The organism is Helicobacter sp. 11S02629-2 (genome assembly GCF_002272875.1).
GTDB lineage: Bacteria > Campylobacterota > Campylobacteria > Campylobacterales > Helicobacteraceae > Helicobacter_I.
This window is the reverse complement of the sequence record NZ_MLAN01000004.1, coordinates 122,781-146,732: the sequence shown is the minus strand read 5'-3', so window position 1 is coordinate 146,732 and position 23,952 is coordinate 122,781. Positions and strand designations below refer to the sequence as shown.

Here is a 23,952-nt window from a genome sequence, read left to right as displayed (position 1 = left end):
TTATCTAAGTGTTCTTTTCGGTTTTCCTTCTCATTATAACATGTAAGACTTTAGGAGATTCTTATAACTGGCAAATCATAAAGCTTGTGAGTTACAACATTACTTATATCACTCCACGTATTACTCACAGTGTCTATATCTACTAGCTTTTTAGTTTGCACCTTAAAAGCTAGCTCTTTTAATCTTGCCTCTGCTAACTCACGTTTTAGTTTTATCTTGCCCATATCACCAGTTATATTTTCAAGATTTATCTTATAGTTTAGATAAGCACTAAAACACTTTTTTACATCCCAAGCATCTTTTTCTTCTTTGCTAAGCACTCCTGCTTTTTCAAGATTGTACACATGCCTGTCAGTAAGACTTAGCAAGCTAGCTAGTGTTTTTGTGTTGACTAACACTTAGTAAGTCCCACTTGGCACACCAACACCCATAATATTACCTTTGTATGAAAATACCATCCCTCCATTATCAAACTTTCTTACAAAGGCATCTTTGCAAGAGGCGGAAGGAAATCTTTTAGAGCACTCCCCTTTTCTTAGTAGGGCTATAGTTAGCACACCTTGCCTATTTACATTAACCCCACTTAAGGTTATATCTTTACTGCTAGGGAGTTTTTCTTTACTTAGGCTTATAAATTCTTTAAAGGCATCTATATTTTGGTAGGCTTTTAGGTTGCTTTTATCATCAAACTTGCAGTTATTTAACAAAAAGTCTATGGCGATGGTTTTGCCATCATCATAAAGATTGTTAAATATATTAAATCTAGCACAGGCCTTAAAGCCTTCTGGGTCTTTTACTTCATTAGCCTTTAGATAGGTAGTTATCTTTTTACTTAAAAGTTTAGTTAAAGGTTTTGGGTCATAGTCATTTAGCAGTATCATCTTTGCTTTATAAAAGGCTATATTTTCTAAATTAGGTTTGGGCTTAGTGAGGGACTAACTAAAGGAAGCTTTACAAAAGTAGGAGGGGTTATCTTTGCAGGGGCTTTTTTAGATCTAAAGTTAAGAGGGGAAATTAAGCGCTACTTACTAACCCAAGTAAGCCATACTTTAAGCCCTGAAAGCTGGAGCATGAGTGCTAACTTTGAGTAGATATAGCCACATGCTTAGCAAAAAAGAAGTAAAAGATATAAGCAGTGAAGTTTTAAATGGTCTCTATCTAATTTATAAACTGCTGCAAGGTAAAAAGTTTGATATAAAAAAGCAAAGATGGAAGAGAAAGCATAAAAGGATATAAAAATGGCAGTAACTTTAAACATAACCGCAGATATAAGCACACTTACTAAAAGCCTGCATCAGTTTGATAGGCAAACTGCTACTTTAGGAGAAAAACTAAGTAAAAGCTTAAGTAAGGGCATAGTTCTAAAAAAGATTTATTAAAAAATCTTGTACAAAGCAAGGAAGCTAACGCCTTGTTTTTGTTTATATAAAAGCCCATTAGCTTTTATATAGCTAGTGTTTTGACCCTACTCTTTTGTCTTTATTTTTAGATATATTGAGTAGATAAAAAGCCCTGTAAAACATAAGCAAGAGTATAAAAAAAGTATGGTGATGTAGTGAGGTAGACCTAGTGCAAAAGAGCTTAAAACAAGCACTAGCGAAACTATAGATGCTATAGAATTAAACCACATATTAAGTTTTTTGTGTTTAGGATTAGGAAGTCTTTTTTCTTGTGTTTCTTTTGCATGCTTTAGCCCCTCCTTTATTGCAGAGTAGAAAAATACAAATATAGAAGGCAAGAAAGCGATAATAACTAATATCACTAGGGTTAAAATCATATATGACTCCTTAATATGCCATTCTAGCATATTTTCCTACTCCAAAGTTAGACTCATATCCCAGCCTTGTGAGCTTACATTGTGATTAACTTGAGAGATACTAAACTTATCTATCTTAGCTTCTCCTTGCATTGCTATATAAGTTTCTTCCATCTTTTACTCCTTGCTAGGTTCTGCTTTAAAAATCTTTACTGCCTCTTTTATAAGCTTAGTTTTAGTGTCATTTGCTATAAGTTCAAAAGACTTAGTGTAAAGATAGCTAACCTCGTCATATTTGCTGCTTCTGCGGTTATGTCCTTTTATACTCTCATATCTATAAAGTTTTGCTTTTTTTGCTTCAAAGCCGTGATTAGAGTTAGGGTCTTTGGTGGCAAAAAAGCGTCCACCCCTGCCTTTAGTTTTTAATTTCCCTGTTTTTTTATCTATCCTGCTTGCATACACAGATACTCCTTTGTCTTTATCTACTACAAAGCCACTTTTAAAAAAAGTCCTAGTACCTTTTTGTATCTCGACATTAGTTCCACCTTTAGTTGGTTTCATCTTAAAGTTGTTTATAGAAAGGGGAGTTTTTAAAGAGTAGATACTAACTTCTAGTTTATCCCTTCTAGCTCTATATGCTTTTTGTACCTTTAATAGAGCTTTTAGAAACTGAGGGCATAACACAAAGGAAGCTGGCAAAAAAAATAGGAGTTACTGAAAACACTGTAGGACTTTGGGCTAGAGAGGAAGGGAAGCTTCCAAAGTGGGCTAGCGTTATGTTTACACTTCTTTTAAAAGAAAAGGAGCTAGAAGAGCTTAAATCTAAACTAGCATCGTTGTAAAAACTTTAAGTATCCATTTTAATAAGTATAAATGTGTTTAAAATGCATTCATCCCCCTTTTATTTATAATTAAGAATATTTTCATATTTAAAGGCAAGAGATGTTAGATGCAAGTGTTTTAAAAGAGCTATAGGTGTTGATAGATCAAGTGTGAGTGACTGGGCTAGAGGAGTAAGGGGTGTTCCTAAATGGGCTTTACGTTTGTTTAGCTCTCCTACTTCTTTAGAAAAGATATTGCGTAAACTTAAGTTAGTATTTAAGTTGCTAGTAGCTTTCTTTATAGAATCGCTTAAAGTATTAGTTAGATTAGCCCCTGTAGCCCTAGTAACTCTATTTATAGCTTTACTTAGATCATCAAAGTCTGGCTTTAGTTTTAAGGTTAGTTCACTTTGCATCTTTTTGCTCTTTTAGGTAGTATTTATAGTAATGATAAAGATTAAAAGGATGAATGGATTTTTTTAAAAAGTCCTAGAGGTTGTGAAAAGGAGAAAATATGTGGATAGTAACTGCATACATAGTGTTTTTGGTTTTTCTTGTGTTGCTAGTTATGGCTTTTTATGTAGTTAAGTGGTATATAGGATTTATAATATGGTTATATAAGAGAACAGAAAATATAATAGAGCAGGCCAAGAGGTCAATAAGGCAAGAAAAGTTATAAAAGTTAGCTTGGCTTTATCTAACTCCAAGTCCTAGCGTTGCAAACTTCTTATAACAAAGAAGGCTGGGAATACATGACAAATCCTGTTATAACACATAGAACTTTAGAGGATTCTTATAATAATTTGTACCATCAATATGTATAAAGGCTTGTTATAACCCAAAAGACACAAACACCAATGAAAACCTAGCCATAGAGCTAGAAGCTTGCACGCCCTTTGGGGTAGATACAAGTGCCCTAGATAATCAACTAAAAAAGCTAAAAGATCTAAGAATCTGCACTGATATACCCGCGTGGGCTAAGGTGGCTTAGAATCTAGTGCTTAAGATCTCCATTTTGTAGTACTTTTAATCTAGCTATGTAGTTGTAAAAGTCTAAAAGAGGCTTAAGCAGGTTTGAAAAGGATGCTTTAATGGTTTTTTAATATCTTTTATATCTTTATCCCCCATACTTTTTAAGCATATCTATAACCTCATCAAACCTTTTAGCCCTCTCGTAGTAGTATAAAAAGGGTTCAACCCAAGCAGGGACTGGCTTAGTATCATTATTCCAGTTATTAACTGTGTTATAAGAGATGTTGGCTAAATCTGAGAAGTCTTTTTTACTTATACCTAGCTCTATTAATCTAGTAGTTAGTGCGTCTTTATCCATCTTTTAACCTTTTTATATTTTATACACGTATATTATAGTATTTTTATATGCATATGATGAAAAAGCCTGAACTTCATAATCATTTTAATATATAATTATATTGTTTTTATATCAACTAGATAGAATCTTAAATTAAAGGAGTAAAACAAGATGGCTAAGAAGTTAATAATACAACTATTAATTTTCAAAGTTGCCCTGCGTGATGTTTTAAGCTAAGATTAAGTTTAAAGGGGATTTTATACTGGCGGACAAGGAGGGATTCGAACCCTCGGTAATCTTGCGACTACGCATCCTTAGCAGGGATGTGGTTTAAGCCAACTCACCCACCTGTCCATCTGGTAGCTTTTATTTAGTAAAAAAAGACTGAGAATATATCAGATAAACTTTTAAAAGAACCTTAATTTGGCGGCTGCTATAATTGTCTCCTTAAAGATATAAGCTGCTTTCAAGGAGATAAGACATGGAAAAACTTTCCATCATAGATAGAAATGAGCTAGTTGAAAGCACTAAACTAGAAAGCGAGCAAGAAAGCACTTTACGCCCAAGTCTTTGGGATGACTTCATAGGGCAAGAACAGATTAAAAAAAATCTCCAAGTATCAATCAGTGCTGCCAAAAAAAGACGTCAAAAAGGTCAAAAAGAAGGGAATAACAAAGCAGAGTGTCTAGATCATATCCTCTTTTTTGGCCCTCCAGGACTTGGTAAAACTACCCTTAGCTACATAGTGGCTAATGAGATGAATGCCAACATAAAAGTAAGTGCCGCCCCCATGATAGAAAAGTCAGGCGACCTAGCAGCCATAATGACTAATCTAAATGAAGGCGATATACTTTTCATAGATGAGATCCACCGCTTAAGCCCAGCTATAGAAGAGATACTTTATCCGGCTATGGAAGACTATAGGCTTGATATCATCATAGGCAGTGGCCCAGCTGCCCAGACTATAAAGATAGACCTTGCTCCTTTTACCTTAATAGGTGCTACTACAAGGGCGGGCATGCTTTCTAATCCGCTAAGGGATAGATTTGGCATGAACTTTAGGATGCAGTTTTACAATCAAGATGAGTTAAGCCTTATCATAGAAAAAGCTAGCATCAAGCTTAATAAGGCAATAGATTCTAAAGCAGCAAGCGAGATAGCAAAAAGATCACGTGGCACACCACGTATAGCTTTAAGGCTTTTAAGGCGTATAAGAGACTATGCTGATGTTGCTGAAAAAGATAGTATAGACTATGACTTAGCACGCCACGCCTTAGATGAGTTAGGGGTTAATGAGCTAGGATTTGATGAGCTAGACTTAAAGTATCTAACCTTACTTGCTAATGCACAAAATCGCCCCATAGGTCTAAGTGCTATCGCTGCTTTTATGAGTGAAGATGAAGGCACTATCGAAGATGTTATAGAGCCTTATTTGCTAGCTAATGGCTTTTTGGAAAGAACTGCAAAAGGGCGTATAGCTACTTTTAAAACCTATGAAGTTTGTAAGATTCCTAGTCTTAATGGCAGGCTTTTATAGCTAGCTAAGATTTTAAGTAGAATCTTATCTAGCCTAGTTAGTTTTAGAATCTTTTTTATATAATGTTTTTACATTCACGTATTTTATAGTTTAAGTTTTATAAGGGTAGAAGTTGGGAAGCAATAACGCTGCAGGGAAAAAACACACAAGTATAGAAAGCCTTAAAAATGATACTACACAAGATAGTAACTTACAGCGCAAACTAACAAAACGTCATCTTATGATGATAGCTTTTGGAGGCGTTATAGGCACAGGGCTTTTTGTCGCAAGCGGGGATAATCTTTCTCAAGCTGGTCCACTAGGTGCACTTATATCTTACGCTGTAGGTGCACTTATCATCTATACAGTTATGCTTAGTCTTGGGGAGTTAAGCTCTTATTTTCCTAATGGTTCTAGTTTTGGAGAGTATGCACATAACTTTATCTCTCCTAGTGTTGGCTACGTGGTGGTGTGGCTTTACTGGCTTAACTGGATAGTGGCCATAGGGAGTGAGTTCACAGCTATAGGCTTTTTGATGCAAAGGTGGTTTCCCTACATTGATGTTTGGGTGTTTGCACTAATCTTTGGAATCATCATATTTTTATTAAATATATTCACAGTAAAGCTTTTTGCAGAGGGAGAGTTTATCTTTTCTTTTGTAAAAGTTATAGCAGTGATAGCCTTTCTTATAATAGGTGTAGTAGCAATAGTGCATAAGCTTATAACTCATGATTTTAGTTTTAGCTATACCTTTGCTAACTTTTATAAAGATGGAGTTTTTCCTCATGGACTAAGTGCTGTTTTAATGGTCATCCTAGCAGTTACTTTTGCCTTTTCTGGGACTGAATCTATAGGCGTAGCTATAGGTGAGACTAAGAATCCTCAAAAAGTCATGCCTTCAGCTATTAATGCAACCTTATGGCGCCTAGCTGTCTTTTTTATAGGCTCAGTTTTTGTGATAGCTACCTTACTACCTTCTAGTGAAGCAGCAGTTACTAAAAGCCCTTTTGTTAGTGTGCTAAGTGATGTTGGGATTCCATATGCGGCTGATATTATGAACTTTGTTATTATTATGGCTATATTTTCAGTGGCTAACTCTGGGCTTTGGGCAAGCTCTAGGATGCTTTTTACTCTAAGTAAGAAAAAAACCATCCCTGCTTTTTTTGGTAAGACTACTAAGAGAGGTATACCGATTTATGGAGTGATATTCTCCATGATAGGAGGTATCTTAGCCCTCTTATCTAAGATCTATGAACCTGAAAGTGTATTTTTACTTTTGATTAATGTAAGTGGGTTTGCAACCCTTATAGCATGGATGGCTATAAGCTTATCTCAGCTTAACTTTAGGCGTAAGTTTGTGCGTGAAGGAGGAGACATAAAGTCCTTGCCTTATAAAACTCCTTTTATGCCTTATACTCCCATAATTGCCATCATTTTATGCCTTGCAGCGATAGTTGGGTCTTTTTTTGATGTTGAGCAAAGATATGCTATTTATGCAACTATAGGCTTTAGTATAGTTTGTCTTATAGGCTACTTTGCACAAACCAAGTTTGGAAAAAAAGATAGAGTGTAGGCATGGGTCTTGTGCATAGATTTTCATCTTTTTAGAATCTTTTCTATATAATGCAAGCCAATTTGAACTTTTAAAGGTAGGTAATGGAGAAGGAGCAAAGGAAGAAGGACTACTCTAATCAAAAGATTAAAGACTTTACAGCACAAGATTCCTTTAAAAGAAGTCTTACCAAAAGACATTTAATGATGATAGCCTTTGGAGGCGTTATAGGCACAGGGCTTTTTGTAGCAAGCGGAGAAAACCTCTTCCAAGCTGGTCCTGTAGGTACTATCATAGCTTACTTTTTAGGGGCTATTATCATCTATTCAGTTATGTTATCTCTTGGAGAGCTTAGCTCTTATCTTCCCCACACTTCTAGCTTTGGTGAGTATGCACATAGATTTATAAGTCCAAGCACGGGCTATGTTGTAGCGTGGCTTTATTGGCTTACTTGGGTTGCTGCTTTAGGAGGTGAGTTTACCGCTGTAGGCTTTTTGATGCAGAGGTGGTTTCCCCATATAGATGTTTGGGTCTTTGCATTAATCTTTGGAATCATAATCTTTGCTTTAAATATCTATACAGTTAAAATCTTTGGTGAGGGTGAGTTTATCTTCTCATCTATAAAAGTAGCTGTAGTTATCATCTTTTTAGTTATAGGCATAGTGGCTATAGCACATAGGTTTATAACTCATGATTTCAGTTTTAGCTATACCTTTGCTAACTTTTATAAAGATGGAATCTTTCCGCATGGCATAAGTGCGGTTTTAGTGGTAATCTTGGCGGTTAACTTTGCTTTTTCTGGCACTGAGGTTATAGGTGTAGCAGTAGGCGAGACCAAAAATCCACAAAAAGCCATGCCTGCTGCGATTAATGCGACTTTATGGAGACTAGTAGTCTTTTTTGTAGGGTCTATTTTCATTATAGCTACTTTACTTCCTAGTAAAGAGGCTTCTTCATCTCAAAGTCCTTTTGTTACAGTCCTTAGTGATATTGGGATTCCATATGCGCCTGATATTATGAACTTTGTCATTATCATGGCTATATTTTCAGTTAGTAACTCTGGGCTTTATGCAAGTGCTAGGATGCTTTATGCATTAGGAGAGAAAAAGACTATACCGCCTATTTTTGCCTATGTAAACAAACGCGGGATTCCAGTAGTTGCAGTTATAGTTTCTATGATAGGAGGGATAATCGCCCTTCTTTCTAAAGTCTATGAGCCAGAGACTATATTTAAGCTTTTAATTAACATAAGTGGCTTTACTGCCATAGTCACTTGGATGGCTATAAGTTTATCCCAGCTTAACTTTAGACGCCACTTTGTAAGAAGTGGAGGCGACCTTAACTCCCTTCCTTACAAAACTCCTTTTATGCCCTATACGCCAATAATCGCCCTAGTGCTTTGTGCAGCTTCAATTATTGGGTCTATGTATGATGCTGAGCAAAGATATGCTATCTATGGAACTATAGTCTTTACTGCTATTTGCTATATAGGCTATTACTTACAGCATAAAAGAAAGAAAAAAAGAGGCGAGCTTAAGTCTTAGTTTGGCCTTTTTGAGGCAGTCAAATATTAAGGCATGTTAGCATTTAGTTAAAAGTAGATTCCAAAAGTGTGGAATTTATAAATCACACTATGTATGTGGGTAATATATAGGTAAAATAAAGTCAGAATCAAATCCAATATAAAAGGACGCTTATGAAAAAGTTAGTAATGCTTGATGCTTTAACCTTAGGGCAGTTTGATAAAAGTCTATTTAACATAGAAGGCTTTGAGAGTGTCTTTTATGACATAACTAAAAATGAAGATGTGCTTTCAAGATGTAAAGACGCCACTATAGTTATAACTAATAAAGTAGAGTTAAGAAAAGATACCTTAAAGCAGCTTCCTAACCTTAAATTAATCTGCGTTTCAGCCACTGGTACTAACAACGTGGACTTAGATGTCTGCAAAGAGCTAGGCATAGCTGTAAAAAACGTAGCAGGCTACTCTACTAAGTCAGTAGCCCAACACACTTTTATGTTAGCTTTAGGGCTTTTAGGTCAGCTTTCATACTACTCACACTATGTTTCAAGTAAGCAGTGGGAAGAAAGTGAGATCTTTTGCAACCTAGACTTTCCTTTACAAGATATTAACAACAAAGAATGGGGGATAATAGGACTTGGAAGCATAGGTCATGAAGTAGCAAAGATAGCCACTACTTTTGGTGCAAAAGTAAGTCACTACTCAACTAGTGGTAAAAACACGCACGCTAGCTATCCTAATAAAAGCTTAAAAGACTTGCTAAGCACTAGTGATATCATCTCTATCCATGCACCATTAAATGAAACAACTAAGAATCTAATCTCTAAAAACGAACTAGCCTTACTAAAAGAAAATGCAGTGCTTTTAAACCTTGGTCGTGGTGGAATCGTTAATGAAAAAGATCTAGCTAGTGAGATTAAAAAAAGAAATATCTTCTTTGGTGCTGACGTGCTAGAAAAAGAGCCTATGGAAAAAAACCATGTGTTTAATGAGCTTTTTAACTCTAAGGATAAAAATAAGCTTTTGCTTACTCCTCATGTTGCATGGGCTTATGAAGATTCTAAAAACACTCTTATTGCTTCAGTTGTGGCAAATATCAAAGACTATCTAGGAGGCAAGTAGTGTATAAAGACTTTTCAAAACAGCATATCCTTCATAGCATTAATGACTTTAATGAAGCAAAGCAAGTAATACCCGGTGGTGTTAACTCTCCAGTTCGTGCTTTTGGTGCTGTAGGTGGGACACCTCGCTTTATAAAAAAAGGAGAGGGCGCTTACCTAAGTGATGAAGACAATAACACTTATTTAGACTTTGTGCAAAGCTATGGTCCTTTAATCCTTGGTCATGCACATCCTAGTGTCTTAAAGTGCTTACATGAAATCATGCAAAATGGTTTTAGCTTTGGTGCACCAACTGAGCTAGAAACCGCCTTGGCAAAAGAGCTAGTTTTGCTAATACCGGGCTTAGAAAAAGTACGCTTTGTAAACTCAGGCACAGAAGCCACTATGAGTGCTATAAGGCTTGCACGTGCTTATAGTGGTAAAGATGATATAGTAAAGTTTAGCGGCTGCTATCATGGACATAGTGATAGCCTCTTAGTTAAGGCTGGAAGCGGTCTAGCAACTTTTGGGGCTACTAGCTCTCTAGGTGTGCCAGAAGATGTGGCAAAGCACACTATAGTTGCAGAGTATAACTCTATAGAATCTTTTAAAGAAGCCTTAAGGCTAAGTAAAAACATAGGCTGCGTCATAATAGAGCCAATAGCAGGCAACATGGGCTTAGTCCCAGCTAAAAAAGAGTTTTTATTAGAGCTACGTGAACTTTGCACCAAACACAACATAGTCTTAATCTTAGATGAAGTCATGAGTGGCTTTAGAGCAGGTCTTAGAGGAAGCTATGAGTTTTATGGAGTAGAAGCTGACTTATATACCTTTGGCAAAGTTATAGGTGGAGGTTTTCCACTAGCTTGCTTTGGAGGTGGTGATCACATCATGAAGCTTCTTAGTCCAGTTGGTGGGGTGTATCAAGCAGGTACTTTAAGTGGGAATCCTATAGCAGTAGGTGCAGGACTTATGAGCCTAGCAATAATAAGGCAAGATGATGGTCTTCTTTATGAAAGGCTAGAAAGCTTGGCTACTAGGCTAGTTACTGGGCTTAAAGAGGGTGCTAAGAGTAATGGCTTTAGTTTGCAAACTGAAGTAAGAGGGTCGATGTTTGGCTTTTTCTTTAATGACAAACCTGTAACTAACTTTAAAGAAGCCTTAGAATCTAATACTGAGCTTTATGCAAGATGGCATGCTAAGATGCTAGATCGTGGTGTTTACTTTGCACCTAGCCAGTTTGAAACTAGCTTTATATGCGCCCCTATGAATGAAGCTATGATGGATGAAGTCATAGTTAAGTCAAATGATGCCCTAAAAGAGATAAAACATGATGCTTAAAGGCTATCTTAGTGCCTAGTCCTAAAGATTCTAATACTACTAATAAAAGTGTGCCTAACTCTGATATGGAAGGCACTAAGTGGTACTCACTAGTAAGTAACGCTTATAATGCAAGCCTTGGCATATCCATGGTCGTGGCTGTGCTTATAGGGCTAGGCATAGGCTATGCTCTTTATAAACTCACTGACTGGAAGTGGTTTATAGTTATAGGGCTAGTTTATGGCGTGGCAGCAGCTATCTTAAATGTCTATAAGGCTTATAAAAGACTAAAAAAAGATATGGATTCTTTACGTGAGCAGCCTAAATATAAAGAGGCTATAAGACTTCAAAATGAAGCCTTAGAAAAAAGAGAGGCTAGAGAAAGGGCTAGAAAGTCTAAAAAGTAAAAAAGATCGTTTTTATAGGTAGTTTTTGTCTCATGTGCTAGAAGTACAGAATGCATGATAAAGAAATCAAATATTAAAAAAACTTTTCTAGTTTTATAGAATCTAATTTTTATAGTTTTAGATTCTATATTTCAATACTTTCTTTTTTTATTATTTATTACTACCTTCTATTAACTCTAATCTTGCATCAATCAAAGCTAGTTGAAACTGCAAAAAGTTGCATATCATATTAAGCTTTACTCTATCATTAGTTTGTATCTCTATTATCTCATCATCATCACTACTAGGTTTTATGCCTTCAAATAGCACAAAAAGTCTTTCTTTTAAGGCGTGTAAGAACTCCGCTTCACCAGCATTAGCATTAATACCTATATCTTGATAGCCTCTTTCATCTACTGCATTTTCAAGCTCGTTTAAAGTCTGAAGGACTACATCTTTTAGTTCCATCTATAAAGCCACCTTATAACACTTTCATCTTGTGTTTTTATCCCATCTATCTTATCTTTTAAGTTTGTTGTATTAAGACTACCAGAGATACTTTTACTTTCTATATGATTAATAGCTTTTGTGCCAAGTTTTGCTTCGTATAACTCTAAAGGAGTTAGGGCTTCATCAGTAGAATCTTTTAGCTCTAAAATCTTTTCATAGATAAGCTTGGATTTGTTTGGATTCCCTTTTATCTCATAGACATAAGCTAGGCTTAAAAGCTTTCTATACATTTTAAAGCTTTGCTTCTTTTATATTGTTAGCTAGAAGACTTCCTAACTCTTTACAGCCTAAAACCTCTTTGGCATCAAAGCTAGCAAGGTCTTTGCTTCTAACTCCTTCTTTTAAAGCCTTTTTTATGGAATCTAGTATCAAAGCGCTAGCTTTTGGCACTTTTAGATGGTCTAAAAGCATGCCTAAAGATAGTATGCAAGCGATTGGATTAGCTATATCTTTGCCTGCTATATCTGGAGCACTGCCATGTATTGGCTCAAAGAGGGCAGTTGTGCTACCTATACTACTTGAAGGGAGAAGACCAATAGAACCTGTTAGCTGGCTAGCCTCATCACTTAGTATATCTCCAAACATATTATTAGTTACTATTACATCAAAGCTTTTTGGTGCCCTTATTAACTGCATAGAAGCATTATCAACATATAAATGATTTAAAACTACTTCAGGGTACTCTTTACTTACCTCAGTTACTACTTCACGCCAAAGTTCACTTACTTCTAAGACATTAGCCTTATCTACACTTGTGACATGCTTTCCTCTAGTCATAGCTAGCCTAAAAGCCACGTGGGCTATGTTTCTTATCTCACTTTCTTTATAGCCCATAGTATTAAAGCCATATCTATCTCTGCCTAGCTTTTTTATACCCCTTGGGGTGCCAAAGTAGATTCCAGAGATAAGCTCTCTTACTATGACAAGATTAACCCCTTGCACTACTTCTTTTTTAACAGGGCTTGCATCTACTAGCTCATCAAAGACAAAAGCAGGTCTTATGTTGGCATAAAGTCCAAGCTCTTTACGTAGGGCTAAAAGTCCTGCTTCTGGTCTTTTATCTTTTTCTATACTTTCCCACTTAGGGCCACCTATAGCACCAAAAAGTACAGCATCACTTGCTTTGCAGACCTCTAGTGTCTTTTTTGGTAAAGGAGTAGCAAAGGCATCATAGGCTGCCCCTCCTATCAAGGCTTCATTCAAACCATACTCAAAGCCTAGCTTTTCGCTCAAAGCCTTTAGTACTTTTAAAGCCTCATCAACTACTTCAACACCTATGCCATCACCTTTTAGTACTGCTATATTTAAAACTTTTTTCATTATGTCTTAGCCTTGTATAGAATCTAGTTGCTTTTTAGCATAAGACATAAGACCACCACTATCAACTAAAGACTGCATGAACTCTGGGATGTCATTAAACTTATAAGTAGTGTTTTGAGTAAGGTTTTTAACAACTCCAGCTTTCAAGTCTATATCTAAGTTATCACCTTCTTTTATAGAATCTATATCTTTTTTATCTAACTCTAGTATAAGAAGACCTGTGTTAAAAGAGTTTCTATAAAAGATACGTGCGAAATATGGTGCTAGAACTGCTTTTATGCCAGCAGCCTTCAAAGCAATTGGCGCATGCTCTCTACTTGAGCCACAGCCAAAGTTCTCTCCAGCTACTACTATATCACCCTCGCTAATCTCTTTAGCGAAGCCAACTCTTGCATCTTCGAAAATCTTTTTAGCCAACTCGTTTGCATCGCTTGTGTTTAGATACCTAGCAGCGATTATTAAGTCTGTGTCTATGTTATCTCCAAACTTCCATACTTTTGAACCCATGTTACTACCTTAGATTTAGTATTTAGGCTTATTATAGCTTTTATTTATCAGGCAAGACCTTTTATAAATGCGTCTAATTAAGCCCTAAAGGCTTTTAATTAAGCCTTTTCTTTTTTAGCTTTTAAGCTTTCTTTTTTCTTAGCAAGGGGGATTATTTTAAGCCCATTTTTATCACAGCTTATTTTTGCTTCTCCTCCATGTTTTAACTCACCAAAGAGTATAAGCATGCTAAGTTTTGGTTTTATATCAGAATCTATTATGCGTCTTATCTCTCTAGCTCCAAGTGAGTTATCAATTGACCTTTGGGCTATAAAGCTACTAGCTTTAGAATCCATTTTTAAAGTTATATTTTTGCTTTTTAGACTAGCTGTTAAATCATGGATATACTTAATAGCTATCCTTTCATAGTCTTTTTCACCAAGCTGGTTAAAGTGCACTACTGCATCAAGTCTGCCTCTAAACTCTGGGGTAAAAAGATCTTTTATAGCCCTATCTTCTTTATTTTTAGCATCTAAAAAGCCCATGCTAGCACTTTCTTTGCTTCCTGCATTACTAGTCATGATTAAGATGACATTTTTAAAATCAGCCTTATTGCCCATATTATCAGTTAGGGTTGCACTATCCATAACTTGAAGCAAGACGTTATAGATATCAGGGTGGGCTTTTTCTATCTCATCAAGCAGTAAAACACAGTGCGGATTAGTTCTTATCTTAGTTACTAGCAAGCCGCCATTATCATAGCCAACATAGCCGGGTGCTGAGCCTATAAGCTTAGTTACTGAGATAGATTCTGCATACTCACTCATATCAATTCTTTCAAACTTTATCCCTAGAGTATTAGCTAACTCACGGCTTAGTTCTGTCTTGCCAACCCCACTAGGACCAGCGAAAAGAAAAGTAGCTATAGGTCTATCTAACTCACCAAGTCCAGCTTTGTTAATCCTGATCTTTGCGACTACTTCATCTATAGCCTTATCTTGAGAGAAGATTCTTTGTTTTAACTTAGAATCTAAGTCTAAAAGCAAGCTATCTTCGCTTTTAGTAAGCGTGCTTTTTGGTATGTTTATACTACTAGCTAGTAAGTCTTCTATCTGAAGCTTTGTAATAAGCGTTGCTTCACTTTTCCCTTTAGACTTAAGCTGGGTTTTAGCACCTACTTCATCTATTAAGTCTATTGCCTTATCTGGTAAATGTCTATCAAATATATACTTTGAAGATAGCTCTACACTTGCTTGTAAGGCTTCATGGTCGTATTTGACATTATGAAACTTTTCATAAATTGGCGCTATTTTTTCTAAGATCTTTAAGCTATCTTCAGGACTTAGTTCATCGATTTTTACTTGTAAAAAGCGGCGGCTAAGGGCCTTATCTTTTTCAAAAGTAGCCTTATACTCTGCAAAGGTTGTAGCACCTATGACTTTTATAGCACCACTTGCAAGACTAGGCTTTAAGATATTACTTACATCTATGGTGCTTCCAGTAGTAGACCCAGCCCCAACCATCATGTGGATTTCATCTAAAAATATGATTACATTCTTTCTTGCAGTTAACTCTTTTAAGATGTTTTGCATCTTAGTTTCAAACTCACCTCTATACTTAGTCCCTGCTACAACCGAGCTTATATCTAAAGAGTAGATGATGGAATCTTTTAGCTTGGCTGGCACTTTTTTATTAATTATAGCTAGGGCTAGACCTTCTATGATGGCACTCTTACCAACGCCTGCTTCACCTAGTAGCACAGGGTTATTTTTCTTCCTTCGACAAAGAATCTGAATTATCTTATCTAACTCTTTAGTCCTTCCTACTAGTGGGTCAATCTTGCCTTTTTTTGCCTCTTCATTTAAATTAGTAGCAAACTCATCTAAGATAGATTTTTTAGCATTACGCTTAGTATCTTGATGTAGCTGAGAAGACATCTGCTTTTCAAGCTGGAACTTAATCACAGCCTTTTTAAGATTCCCTAAAGTTACACCTTCCATATTTAAAAGTTTTACAGAGTAGGCTCTATCTTCACTCATCATAGCAACTAAAAAGTCTTCTATGCCTGCGTTTTCTTGACCAGCACTCTCTAAGTGATCCATCATATTTGCATAAACTCTCATCAAAGCTGGAGTGTTTTGAAGTTCGTGATCATAGTTAAGATTTATAGTGCTTGGGACATATCTTTGAAGATAGCTTTCTATGGCGCCACTAAGCTTATCTATATCTATGTTATCTTTTACTGAAGTAAGGATTTCCACACCTACTTCATGCTTTAAAATAGCATGAAATACATGCTCTATGGTTAAAACGCTGTGCCTTAAAATGCCAGCGTACTCTATAGCTGCATTAAATACATATGATAAAAATTCATCTAATTTATTATTCATGATACTTCCCTTATTTCTAACACTAAAGGCTCTTTAGCTTCTCTAGCTAAATCTCTTGCGGCTTGCAACTTATACTCAGCTATATCATATGGATATATACCGCCTATGCCTTCACCCTTTGTATGGATGTGCATCATGATGAAGTTTGCTTCAGTCTTATCTTTATCAAAAATCATCATAAGCATGTTTACTACAAACTCCATAGTTGTGTAGTTATCATTAAAAATGATAACTGCATAAAGACTTGGCTTAAGGTTTTGTGCTTCGTTTTTTGTTAAAAGACCTTCATCTTTTTCGCTTTGATTAGTAGTCATGGCATTGACTACAGATATCATGCCTTCTACTGCTTTTTTTATACCATCTTTAGTTAAAGGTTTGTCATCTTTCTTATTTTGTTTCATTCTCACTCCCATTATGTTGCAAGTATGTTGTGTAAGGTCAGGTCTGATTATACTAAATATGCTTACACACTTAGAATCTATTTTGCATAATATAACCTTTAGCAATGCAAATAATTTAAATTTTAAAGATACTTAAAATGCTATTTTAGAGATAATAGCCTTTCAAATTGCCATGTATAGGATTTTATTAGTAGATATTTTGCTAGTTTGTGAAAAGAAGAGATATAAAAAGGTTTAAAGTTGCTAGAGTTTTTAGGGTTTTTAACGCAGGATAATATAGTGGCATTTGTATTATTGCTACTAAGATTTGGTGCTATCCTTGCCTTTTTTCCTTTTTTTGATAATCAACTAGTGCCTATAAGCGTTAGGGCTGCCCTTGCCTTTGTGCTGACTGTTACTTTTTTTCCATTAGTTCATGTGGTTGTGAGGGTAGATTCTTTAGGTGAGTTAATCATGGCTGGGTTTTTTGAGATAGTACTTGGCTTTATTTGCGGTCTTGCCTTACAAGTAGTTTTTTCAGCCATTATCTTTGCTGGAGATATGATTAGCTTTGCTATGGGATTAACCCTAGCTTCTACTTTTGACCCCATGAGTGGAGGCACTAAGCCAGTTATAGCACAAGTTATTATCTTGCTTATGACTCTTATGGCTTTGCATTTTAACTTCCACTACTTATTTTTAGATATCATAGCTAGGACGTTAAATAGCACGCCGCTTGGGGGATTTGTCTTGCAGCAAGATGTGTTAAACTACTTTGTAAAAGCCTTTAGTCATATGTTTGTTTTAGGCTTTATGCTAGCTTTTCCAGTGCTAGCTATCATCTTGTTTTCTGACATAATATTTGGGATGATAATGAAAACTCACCCGCAGTTTAACCTGCTTGTGATTGGCTTTCCAGTAAAAATCGCCATAGGACTAGTAGCCTTAATAGTTATCATACCTTCTATGGTGGCGATATTTAAAGATAACTTAGGCGAGGTTTTTAAAGCCTTATGGAAGATACTAACTTAAAAAGTGTGATTAGATGAGTGAAGCTAACTTTGAAGTAACTGGCAGTTTGGATTCTAAGACTTTAAATATAGAGTGTCATGGTCCTATAGAAAGTTATGAAGATTTCAAAGACTTTAAAGTAGCCTTTTTTGAGATCGCAAAGTCAGACCCAATCTCTCATATGAGTAACCCAACCTTTACCACACTAAACATTATGTTCATAGAAAGCTATCCTATATCTGATAATATCTTTGGATTCTTACTAAAACTAAAGATTAGAGATAAAATAGAAGTGAACTTCATGACCGATGATAATCGAGTTTTGAATTCAAGTGTACATATACATCTAGATGAAAAGTTAAATATGAAACTTTTTTACGCAACTAAATAACACGGAGCAAAACAATGCAATATTCTAAAAAAATACTAGGACTACACGAATCAGCAACCATAGCGGTTGACACACTAGCCAAAAAGCTAAAAGCAGAAGGCAAAGACATCTTAAGCTTTTCAGCAGGTGAGCCAGACTTTGACACACCTAAGCCCATTAAAGATGAAGCAGTTAGGGCGCTAAATCTTGGCTTTACTAAGTACACTCCAGTAGCTGGAATCCCTGAGCTATTAGACGCTATAAGAGAAAAGTTAAAAAGGGATAATGGCTTAGAGTATGAAAGAGATGAGATTATAGTTAGTAATGGTGCTAAACAAAGCCTTTTTAATACCTTCCAAGCTTTAATAGATGATGGTGATGAGGTCTTAATCCCTTCTCCTTACTGGGTAACTTACCCTGAGCTTGTAACCTATAGTGGTGGTAAGCCAGTTTTTGTGCCAACTAAGCAAGAGTATAACTTTAAAGCAAGTGCCCTAGACTTTGAAAAGCATATCACCCCAAAAACAAAGGCACTAGTTTTAACTAGTCCTAATAACCCAACAGGCATGGTCTATGACAAAGAGGAGCTAACTGAGATAGCTAAGATGGCAGTTAAACATAAGCTTTGGGTTATAAGTGATGAGATGTATGAAAAGCTAGTTTATGGAGTTAAGTTTCACTCTATTGGATCACTAGGTGAAGATATATTAAAACAAACTGTGACTATTAATGGTCTTTCTAAGTCAGTGGCTATGACTGGTTGGCGCATGGGCTATGCTGCCTCTAAGGATAAAAAGCTAGTTAAGCTAATGACTAATCTTCAATCACAGTGCACTTCAAATATCAACTCTATAACTCAAAAAGCTTCTATTATCGCCCTTAGCCTTACTACTGAAGTAGAGCAGATGAGAGAGGCTTTTGAAGCAAGAAGGGATGAGGCATGTGCCATTATAAAAAGGATTTCTGGTATAAGTGTGGTAAAACCAGATGGTGCTTTTTATCTTTTTATAGATATCTCAAAAGTCAAAGGCTTTAATGGAGATAGTATGGAGTTTTGTAAAGAGCTATTAAATCAAAAAGGCGTTGCACTAGTCCCGGGAGTTGCTTTTGGTATGGATGGCTTTGTAAGGATGAGCTTTGCTTGCAGTATAGAAGATATAAGAGAAGGTATAGCTAGGATAGAAGCCTTTATAAAATCTTAAGGAATGGCTATGAACTATATGGATGTTATGGATGAAAGGTACTCTTGTCGCAACTTTGATCCTAAAAAAGATATAAGCGATATCAACCTTAAAGAGATTCTAGAAGCAGGGCGTAAAAGCCCTAGTTCTATAGGCATAGAGCCTTGGATGTTTTACGTTATAGAATCTAAAAGCTTAAAACATGATATCAGGCTAGCTTGTAATAATCAGCCTCAAGTAGAAGAGTGTGCAAAGCTTGTAGTAGTTCTAGCTAAGATTGATGACTTAAGACCTAATAGACCTCATGCTGATATGATGGTTACTAGAAGACATGATAAGAGCGATGCACAAAAAGAGGAGTATAAGAAGTGGTATAAAGCTAGGTTTGAAGGGCTTAGTGATGAAGCCCTTTATCACTACTCTTCACTTCAGTGTTACATAGCTAGCACTAATATGGTTAATATGGCAGCAAGCCTAGGCATACAAAGCTGCATAGTTGCGGGCTTTGATAAAAAGACTTTAGAATCTACTCTCAATCTAGATCCTTTAAAGCTTCAAGTAAGCCTAGTCTTATGCTTTGGCTATGCTGCAAGTCCTAGGAAGCAAGCACAGCTTAGACGAAGTTTTGACTCTGTAGTAAAGTTTATATATTAAAGATTTATTTAGATTCTATAGCTTTGTAGAATCTAGTTTAGTTTTACTTTTTTTAAATCTAACACGTTTTTTTAGAAACATAGCAAGTACTGCATAATAGTAAAAAAGCACTTTTAGCCTTTCTCAAGGACTAAAGGTGCTTTGTGTGGCGTATGTTAGTTAGCTATAAAATGCATTAGTAGTAAGGGCAATTATTGCAAAGATTAAAAGTATGATAGCCCATAAGAAAAGGGCACCTAAAAGACCAAAGATTCTAGATCTTTTATCAGTTATCTTTTTAACTTTTCTCTCTATACTTGAGCCTATGAAGTAGATGATGTAAGCTACCATGTACACTATAGATATATCTAAAAACGCCCATGCCGCCCTTGAAGTGGCAAAGAAGACAAAGATGATAAAAACTATAATGGCTAGATAAAAGATCCAAAGAAAGACTTTGAAGCTTTTAGGTCTAGGAGTGAAAATCTCCTTACTTCTTCTTACTAGGTAAGATATACCCCAGTATAAAAGAAATATAATGATGTATAAAAGTGCGATTAGGGTGATTATTGTCATAGTCATAATTTCAGCCTTTAATAGTTTTATTTGCTTATTTTACATAACTTGTACCCTAAATTGCATGAATAAATTTTACTTTTCACTTCGTGCTTTTTCATCTAGCTCTTTTGCTAGTTTCTTAGCCAGGCTTATATTAACCTTGCCACTTCCTAGTATTGGGATACTTTCAACTACAAAGTATTTGCTAGGCTTATAGATATTAGTTAGATTAGAAGTTTTTATAAGCTCTATAAGTTCTTTATGTGAATCTTTGCTATCTTGGATAAGTAAGGCTACAACTTCACCTTTTTTGGAATCTTCTAGTGCACAAGCGTGGATTTTCAGATCTAAATTTTCAGGTATAAGCTTAGTTATCTCTTCTTCTATAAGGCTTAAGCTTATCATCTCACCGCCAGTTTTTACAAAGCGTGAGTATCTATCTACTATGTATAAAAAGCCACATTCATCAAGATAGCCTTTATCGCCACTTTTATACCACTTGATTCCATCTTGAGTGATTATTACTTCATTAGTCTTTTCTAAGTCATTTAGATAGCCTAGCATGACTTGATGCCCACCTATTAAGATAAGGCCACTTTCGTTAGTAGGTAGCTCTTTTAAGGTATCAGGGTCTACTATTCTTATAGCAGTGCCAGGCAGTGGCATACCAACTGAGCCTTCCTTACTGCCTATGTGACATACCCACTTAGTGGTGTCAAACCTATCAGGCAAGTTCACACTTGCTACAGGAGTAGTTTCAGTTGCCCCATATCCTTCTTGTATAGGTTTATTAAACTTTTTTAAGAATCTAACCCTTACTTCAGCACTAAGTTTTTCAGCCCCAGCTACTACTAAGCGTAAAGATTCAAACATCATGGCATTTAGCGCGTTTGATTTAGAGTAGATATTAAAAAGTGTTGAAGTGCCGCACATGATAGTTACTTTGTTTTTAGCTATGCACTTTGCTATCTCAAGTGAGTTTAAAGGATCTGGGTAGGTTATAAGTTTTATGCCATCTATCAAAGGAAGCAAGGTAGTCACAGTTAACCCAAAGGCGTGAAATGGCGGTAAGGAGCCAAGCATAACGTCTTTGTTACTAGCGTATATGACATCTGAGATCTGAGAGATATTACTCATAATATTAAAGTGGCTTAGCATCACTCCTTTTGGCAAGCTTTCACTACCACTGCTAAAAAGTATGCAAGCACAAGTCTTGGTATTTCTTACATTGTTAAAAACTAGGTTTAGTAAGAAAGCAGGTAAAAGCTTAGCTAGCAGTATAAAGCTAAGTGCTTTTGCTTTTTTCTCTTTTATCTTTGCAAACACTTCTTCCATGTAGAAGTTTTTAGTTTGACTTAGATTTAAGTTTATGCCCTTAAGACTTAGCTTTTCTAAAAAAGCCTTTGAAGTATAGATATAGCTTATCTCAGCTAGTTTTATAGAATCACTTACGTTTTTATCTCCACCGGTAAAGTTTAGATTCACACTAGTTTTACCAGCTAGAAAGATAGCCATGTTACAAAGTATGCTTGCTATGCCTGAGGGTAAAAGTATGCCTATGTTTTGGGTGTCTTTAGGGATGCTTTTACTTAAGATTAAAGCTAGGGCTAGAGTTTTAAGATAGCTAAACTCACCTATCATAGAATCTATTATGGCTATATCAGTGCTTCTTTTTTTACATGAGTAGATAAAAGCTTTTCCTATATCTCCTAGGCTATCGCAGCGTGAACGCCACGCTTTAAAAGATAACTCAAAAATCTTCTTTTTTATAAGCGAAGGAGGAGAGCTTATACTTATAGGATTCCCAAAAGCTATGCTTACAAGACGTTTTTTAAGATTCTTACGTCTTTGCTTAAACTCAGCATCTGACTTTGAAAAGCTACTCCCCCAAAGTCCACACATATAAAAGGGCACAATAACAGTTTTAGATTCCATATCTTTTAGTTTTAAGTACTCATCATCAATATCAGTTATATGCCCATTAAGAGAAAGCTCACCACTTGAAAACATACAGACTATATGCCCTTTATCTAGCACAGCTTTTACCTTTTCTAGGTAGTCTTTTTTGGTTCTATCTATGACGTTTGAGAATCTTAAAAAGAGTTTTAAAACTAGGCTAAGCCCGCTAGTATCAAGGACGAAAAAGACCTTCCTAGGCACAGCCATTTGTACTATAGCCCAGTCTATTAGCGAGAACTGATTCCCAAGCAAGAGAGTGCTTCCAGTTTTTGGTACTTTAAAAAAGTCTTTTACTATGAGTTTGTAGCGCTGGGCAAAAGTTAGATTTGTAAGTAGTCTTGAAAGTGAAAAAGGCATCTTTACTATGACGCCAAAAGATATGATGATACTGCATATGACAACTATGTTAAAAAGGATTCTTATATCAAGTTTTGCTAGGGCAAAGATAAAAAAGATGACTAAAACCACTAAAGATACTAAGGCTTGCAAGAAGTTAGAAGTAAGCAAGATCCTTCCTGCGTCATTTTTACTTGAGTAGAACTGCAAAAGGGTGTGCAAAGGCACTATTAAAAAAGCCATGCCTATACCACATATAAAAAAACTTATATAAGGAGTGATATAAGTTTTCATCATAAGAAGTATTAAAGATACACAAACTAGTATAAGTCCAAGGGGTATAAGTCCTGTTTCTATGTAGTTTTTAGAAAAGCGCCCAGATATGATAGAGCCTAGTGTCATGCCTATTATCCCTACTAGGAAGTAGAAATCTAGCGTGCTATTACTTATACTTAAAAGACCAAAGTAAGAAAAAAGCGTAGCTATGATACCAGCAAATATACACATGCCAAGGGTTGGATATAAAAGATGCTTATCTTTTAAGACTAAGTTTAGATTCTCTTTTAAAAGCCTTCCTTCAAAATAGGCCTTTTTATCAAACTTCATAGTTGTGCTAGATCTTTTTATACGCAGTTTGTAAGTAAAAAATACTAGTAAGCAAGATATAAAAAGTAGTAAAAGTGCTAGAGGCCAGATTGCATGAAGTATGACTGTGATATCTCGCACGCCTAGAGGGTAGATGCCATGAAACAAAAGGCTAAAGATTAAGATAGCAAAAAAGATAGATACTAAAAAGCTAGCTCTAAAGATTCCATTACCCCAAGCTAGATATCTATCGCCAACTAGCTCTTTTAAGTGGACTTGTAAGGTTGGAAGTAAGATAGCACTTTGAAAACTAAGCAGCAAAGAAAGAAAAAAGCTAAGAGAAAAAAGACCTAACCAAAGACTAAGCACAGCTATAAGCATTATTATAAAGCTAATCATAGAAAGCACCCTTAAAAGTCTAGCTTTTGAAACTAAGTCCACTACAAAACCTATGGGGCTTAGGACTAGTAAAAAAGGCAGTATGATAAAAAGTGCTAGCAAAAAGTATAAGTAAAGTGGACTATTAGTCTCTATCAAGGCACTATATAGTAGCACTTTGTAACTAGAATCTATAAACATACCTATGAAGGCTACTAAAATGATGGTGCTAAAACCTTTTTTTTTCCATATATCTCTCAAATATCTTTCCTATTAAATAAAGCTAGTTTTCATCCCCAGCATCACTTCTTTTACTACTAGTTTTAGAATCCAAATTCTAGTATTTTGCTACCTTTGTAATCTTTTTACAAAGATGAGAAAAACTTAGTACGCCAAGTTCCATATTTTTGCATCTTTTGAATGAAAACAAGATATTATATTCAAACGCTTAGTCAAATAGCATTAAGCTAAATCACATTTCACAATATTTATGATTGTTAATGCTTGGTAAATATTAACTTAACTTTGATGCTTTTTTAAGTTAAGGCTAATGTTAATCATATTACAATCTTT

Annotated in this window: 26 protein-coding genes and 1 tRNA gene; 12 read left to right on the top strand and 15 right to left on the bottom strand. The window is 35.6% G+C overall.

What is annotated here, in order from left to right:
• Positions 1 to 50 precede the first annotated feature (50 nt).
• Positions 51 to 398, bottom strand: coding sequence for a hypothetical protein (locus tag BKH40_RS04105; RefSeq protein WP_095277190.1), 348 nt, complete (start codon positions 396 to 398; stop codon positions 51 to 53).
• Positions 399 to 881, bottom strand: coding sequence for a hypothetical protein (locus tag BKH40_RS04100; RefSeq protein WP_095277188.1), 483 nt, complete (start codon positions 879 to 881; stop codon positions 399 to 401).
• A 357-nt stretch (positions 882 to 1,238) separates the two neighbouring features.
• Between BKH40_RS04100 and BKH40_RS08720 the strand changes: the two genes are divergently transcribed.
• Positions 1,239 to 1,379 carry a hypothetical protein gene (locus tag BKH40_RS08720; protein ID WP_180675109.1) on the top strand — a complete coding sequence of 47 codons (141 nt, stop codon included), beginning with the start codon at positions 1,239 to 1,241 and terminating at the stop codon, positions 1,377 to 1,379.
• Positions 1,380 to 1,465: 86 nt separating this feature from the next.
• Here BKH40_RS08720 and BKH40_RS04095 read toward each other — a convergent pair whose 3' ends face one another.
• The gene (locus BKH40_RS04095; RefSeq protein WP_095277186.1) at positions 1,466 to 1,777 is read right to left on the bottom strand and encodes a hypothetical protein; all 312 of its coding nucleotides are present in this window, start codon (positions 1,775 to 1,777) and stop codon (positions 1,466 to 1,468) included.
• Positions 1,778 to 1,933: 156 nt separating this feature from the next.
• A complete protein-coding gene (locus BKH40_RS04090) occupies positions 1,934 to 2,317 on the bottom strand; it encodes a hypothetical protein (protein WP_095277184.1) in 384 nt (127 codons plus the stop codon).
• Positions 2,318 to 2,391: 74 nt separating this feature from the next.
• Here BKH40_RS04090 and BKH40_RS04085 point away from each other — a divergent pair, with 74 nt between their 5' ends.
• Positions 2,392 to 2,598, top strand: a complete 207-nt coding sequence (locus BKH40_RS04085) for a transcriptional regulator (protein WP_095277183.1) — start codon at positions 2,392 to 2,394, stop codon at positions 2,596 to 2,598.
• A 59-nt stretch (positions 2,599 to 2,657) separates the two neighbouring features.
• Here the strand turns inward: BKH40_RS04085 and BKH40_RS04080 are convergent, their stop codons facing one another.
• The 3 genes from BKH40_RS04080 to BKH40_RS04070 form a co-directional block, all read right to left on the bottom strand.
• Positions 2,658 to 2,993 carry a hypothetical protein gene (locus BKH40_RS04080; RefSeq protein ID WP_095277181.1) on the bottom strand — a complete coding sequence of 112 codons (336 nt, stop codon included), beginning with the start codon at positions 2,991 to 2,993 and terminating at the stop codon, positions 2,658 to 2,660.
• Positions 2,994 to 3,694: 701 nt separating this feature from the next.
• Entirely contained in the window at positions 3,695 to 3,907 is a 213-nt protein-coding gene (locus BKH40_RS04075; protein ID WP_095277179.1) for a hypothetical protein, read from the bottom strand.
• A 242-nt stretch (positions 3,908 to 4,149) separates the two neighbouring features.
• Positions 4,150 to 4,240 (bottom strand) — tRNA-Ser (locus BKH40_RS04070).
• A 127-nt stretch (positions 4,241 to 4,367) separates the two neighbouring features.
• Between BKH40_RS04070 and ruvB the strand changes: the two genes are divergently transcribed.
• The 6 genes from ruvB (at position 4,368) to BKH40_RS04040 (ending at position 11,303) form a co-directional block, all read left to right on the top strand.
• Positions 4,368 to 5,423 (top strand): Holliday junction branch migration DNA helicase RuvB, encoded by a 1,056-nt coding sequence (gene ruvB / locus BKH40_RS04065; RefSeq protein WP_095277178.1) that lies wholly within the window; start codon positions 4,368 to 4,370, stop codon positions 5,421 to 5,423.
• Positions 5,424 to 5,643: 220 nt separating this feature from the next.
• A complete protein-coding gene (locus tag BKH40_RS04060) occupies positions 5,644 to 6,975 on the top strand; it encodes an amino acid permease (RefSeq protein ID WP_095277220.1) in 1,332 nt (443 codons plus the stop codon).
• 83 nt (positions 6,976 to 7,058) lie between these two features.
• Complete coding sequence (locus BKH40_RS04055; protein WP_219350150.1) at positions 7,059 to 8,498, top strand: amino acid permease; 1,440 nt, start codon at positions 7,059 to 7,061, stop codon at positions 8,496 to 8,498.
• 152 nt (positions 8,499 to 8,650) lie between these two features.
• A complete protein-coding gene (locus BKH40_RS04050) occupies positions 8,651 to 9,598 on the top strand; it encodes a D-2-hydroxyacid dehydrogenase (protein WP_095277176.1) in 948 nt (315 codons plus the stop codon).
• A 26-nt stretch (positions 9,599 to 9,624) separates the two neighbouring features.
• The gene (hemL, locus tag BKH40_RS04045; protein WP_095277218.1) at positions 9,625 to 10,917 is read left to right on the top strand and encodes a glutamate-1-semialdehyde 2,1-aminomutase; all 1,293 of its coding nucleotides are present in this window, start codon (positions 9,625 to 9,627) and stop codon (positions 10,915 to 10,917) included.
• A 65-nt stretch (positions 10,918 to 10,982) separates the two neighbouring features.
• Entirely contained in the window at positions 10,983 to 11,303 is a 321-nt protein-coding gene (locus BKH40_RS04040) for an AtpZ/AtpI family protein (protein WP_095277216.1), read from the top strand.
• Between the two features lie 150 nt (positions 11,304 to 11,453).
• On the opposite strand, the gene BKH40_RS04035 is transcribed toward BKH40_RS04040, so the two are convergent.
• The 6 genes from BKH40_RS04035 to BKH40_RS04010 all read right to left on the bottom strand — a co-directional run bounded on the left by BKH40_RS04035 (position 11,454) and on the right by BKH40_RS04010 (position 16,389).
• Positions 11,454 to 11,750, bottom strand: coding sequence for a hypothetical protein (locus BKH40_RS04035; RefSeq protein ID WP_095277174.1), 297 nt, complete (start codon positions 11,748 to 11,750; stop codon positions 11,454 to 11,456).
• The gene (locus BKH40_RS04030) at positions 11,741 to 12,022 is read right to left on the bottom strand and encodes a hypothetical protein (RefSeq protein WP_095277172.1); all 282 of its coding nucleotides are present in this window, start codon (positions 12,020 to 12,022) and stop codon (positions 11,741 to 11,743) included. Before BKH40_RS04030 ends, BKH40_RS04035 begins: the two co-directional genes overlap by 10 nt.
• 1 nt (position 12,023) lies before the next feature.
• On the bottom strand, positions 12,024 to 13,112 hold the full coding sequence (gene leuB, locus BKH40_RS04025) for a 3-isopropylmalate dehydrogenase (protein ID WP_095277170.1): 1,089 nt from the start codon (positions 13,110 to 13,112) through the stop codon (positions 12,024 to 12,026).
• 6 nt (positions 13,113 to 13,118) lie between these two features.
• Complete coding sequence (locus tag BKH40_RS04020; protein ID WP_095277168.1) at positions 13,119 to 13,619, bottom strand: 3-isopropylmalate dehydratase small subunit; 501 nt, start codon at positions 13,617 to 13,619, stop codon at positions 13,119 to 13,121.
• A gap of 98 nt (positions 13,620 to 13,717) precedes the next feature.
• On the bottom strand, positions 13,718 to 15,988 hold the full coding sequence (locus BKH40_RS04015; protein WP_095277166.1) for an AAA family ATPase: 2,271 nt from the start codon (positions 15,986 to 15,988) through the stop codon (positions 13,718 to 13,720).
• Entirely contained in the window at positions 15,985 to 16,389 is a 405-nt protein-coding gene (locus BKH40_RS04010; RefSeq protein ID WP_257842511.1) for an ATP-dependent Clp protease adaptor ClpS, read from the bottom strand. The genes BKH40_RS04015 and BKH40_RS04010 overlap by 4 nt, the downstream gene beginning before the upstream one ends.
• Positions 16,390 to 16,629: 240 nt before the next feature.
• On the opposite strand from BKH40_RS04010, the gene fliR reads away from it, so the two are divergent.
• The 4 genes from fliR to BKH40_RS03990 are packed head-to-tail and all read left to right on the top strand — an operon-like array spanning position 16,630 to position 19,584.
• Positions 16,630 to 17,400: a flagellar biosynthetic protein FliR gene (gene fliR, locus BKH40_RS04005; protein WP_095277164.1), complete on the top strand. Its 771-nt coding sequence runs from the start codon at positions 16,630 to 16,632 to the stop codon at positions 17,398 to 17,400.
• Positions 17,401 to 17,413: 13 nt separating this feature from the next.
• Positions 17,414 to 17,770, top strand: coding sequence for a hypothetical protein (locus BKH40_RS04000; protein WP_095277163.1), 357 nt, complete (start codon positions 17,414 to 17,416; stop codon positions 17,768 to 17,770).
• A 14-nt stretch (positions 17,771 to 17,784) separates the two neighbouring features.
• Entirely contained in the window at positions 17,785 to 18,951 is a 1,167-nt protein-coding gene (locus BKH40_RS03995; RefSeq protein WP_095277161.1) for a pyridoxal phosphate-dependent aminotransferase, read from the top strand.
• A gap of 9 nt (positions 18,952 to 18,960) precedes the next feature.
• A complete protein-coding gene (locus tag BKH40_RS03990) occupies positions 18,961 to 19,584 on the top strand; it encodes an NAD(P)H-dependent oxidoreductase (protein WP_180675107.1) in 624 nt (207 codons plus the stop codon).
• A 159-nt stretch (positions 19,585 to 19,743) separates the two neighbouring features.
• On the opposite strand, the gene BKH40_RS03985 is transcribed toward BKH40_RS03990, so the two are convergent.
• Together BKH40_RS03985 and BKH40_RS03980 are read right to left on the bottom strand one after the other, a co-directional pair.
• Complete coding sequence (locus BKH40_RS03985; RefSeq protein ID WP_095277158.1) at positions 19,744 to 20,145, bottom strand: hypothetical protein; 402 nt, start codon at positions 20,143 to 20,145, stop codon at positions 19,744 to 19,746.
• Positions 20,146 to 20,214: 69 nt separating this feature from the next.
• Positions 20,215 to 23,640 (bottom strand): MFS transporter, encoded by a 3,426-nt coding sequence (locus BKH40_RS03980; RefSeq protein ID WP_095277156.1) that lies wholly within the window; start codon positions 23,638 to 23,640, stop codon positions 20,215 to 20,217.
• Positions 23,641 to 23,952: the final 312 nt, after the last annotated feature.

Excerpts from the sequence above, each read along its gene's own strand:
- BKH40_RS04100 (WP_095277188.1), bottom strand. The coding sequence starts at position 881 with ATGATACTGCTAAATGACTATGACCCAAAACCTTTAACTAAACTTTTA.
- BKH40_RS08720 (WP_180675109.1), top strand. The coding sequence starts at position 1,239 with ATGGCAGTAACTTTAAACATAACCGCAGATATAAGCACACTTACTAAA.
- BKH40_RS04095 (WP_095277186.1), bottom strand. The coding sequence starts at position 1,777 with ATGATTTTAACCCTAGTGATATTAGTTATTATCGCTTTCTTGCCTTCT.
- BKH40_RS04090 (WP_095277184.1), bottom strand. The coding sequence starts at position 2,317 with ATGAAACCAACTAAAGGTGGAACTAATGTCGAGATACAAAAAGGTACT.
- BKH40_RS04085 (WP_095277183.1), top strand. The coding sequence starts at position 2,392 with ATGCTTTTTGTACCTTTAATAGAGCTTTTAGAAACTGAGGGCATAACA.
- BKH40_RS04080 (WP_095277181.1), bottom strand. The coding sequence starts at position 2,993 with ATGCAAAGTGAACTAACCTTAAAACTAAAGCCAGACTTTGATGATCTA.
- BKH40_RS04075 (WP_095277179.1), bottom strand. The coding sequence starts at position 3,907 with ATGGATAAAGACGCACTAACTACTAGATTAATAGAGCTAGGTATAAGT.
- ruvB (WP_095277178.1), top strand. The coding sequence starts at position 4,368 with ATGGAAAAACTTTCCATCATAGATAGAAATGAGCTAGTTGAAAGCACT.
- BKH40_RS04060 (WP_095277220.1), top strand. The coding sequence starts at position 5,644 with ATGATGATAGCTTTTGGAGGCGTTATAGGCACAGGGCTTTTTGTCGCA.
- BKH40_RS04055 (WP_219350150.1), top strand. The coding sequence starts at position 7,059 with ATGGAGAAGGAGCAAAGGAAGAAGGACTACTCTAATCAAAAGATTAAA.
- BKH40_RS04050 (WP_095277176.1), top strand. The coding sequence starts at position 8,651 with ATGAAAAAGTTAGTAATGCTTGATGCTTTAACCTTAGGGCAGTTTGAT.
- BKH40_RS04040 (WP_095277216.1), top strand. The coding sequence starts at position 10,983 with ATGGAAGGCACTAAGTGGTACTCACTAGTAAGTAACGCTTATAATGCA.
- BKH40_RS04035 (WP_095277174.1), bottom strand. The coding sequence starts at position 11,750 with ATGGAACTAAAAGATGTAGTCCTTCAGACTTTAAACGAGCTTGAAAAT.
- BKH40_RS04030 (WP_095277172.1), bottom strand. The coding sequence starts at position 12,022 with ATGTATAGAAAGCTTTTAAGCCTAGCTTATGTCTATGAGATAAAAGGG.
- leuB (WP_095277170.1), bottom strand. The coding sequence starts at position 13,112 with ATGAAAAAAGTTTTAAATATAGCAGTACTAAAAGGTGATGGCATAGGT.
- BKH40_RS04020 (WP_095277168.1), bottom strand. The coding sequence starts at position 13,619 with ATGGGTTCAAAAGTATGGAAGTTTGGAGATAACATAGACACAGACTTA.
- BKH40_RS04015 (WP_095277166.1), bottom strand. The coding sequence starts at position 15,988 with ATGAATAATAAATTAGATGAATTTTTATCATATGTATTTAATGCAGCT.
- BKH40_RS04010 (WP_257842511.1), bottom strand. The coding sequence starts at position 16,389 with ATGAAACAAAATAAGAAAGATGACAAACCTTTAACTAAAGATGGTATA.
- BKH40_RS04000 (WP_095277163.1), top strand. The coding sequence starts at position 17,414 with ATGAGTGAAGCTAACTTTGAAGTAACTGGCAGTTTGGATTCTAAGACT.
- BKH40_RS03995 (WP_095277161.1), top strand. The coding sequence starts at position 17,785 with ATGCAATATTCTAAAAAAATACTAGGACTACACGAATCAGCAACCATA.
- BKH40_RS03990 (WP_180675107.1), top strand. The coding sequence starts at position 18,961 with ATGAACTATATGGATGTTATGGATGAAAGGTACTCTTGTCGCAACTTT.
- BKH40_RS03985 (WP_095277158.1), bottom strand. The coding sequence starts at position 20,145 with ATGACTATGACAATAATCACCCTAATCGCACTTTTATACATCATTATA.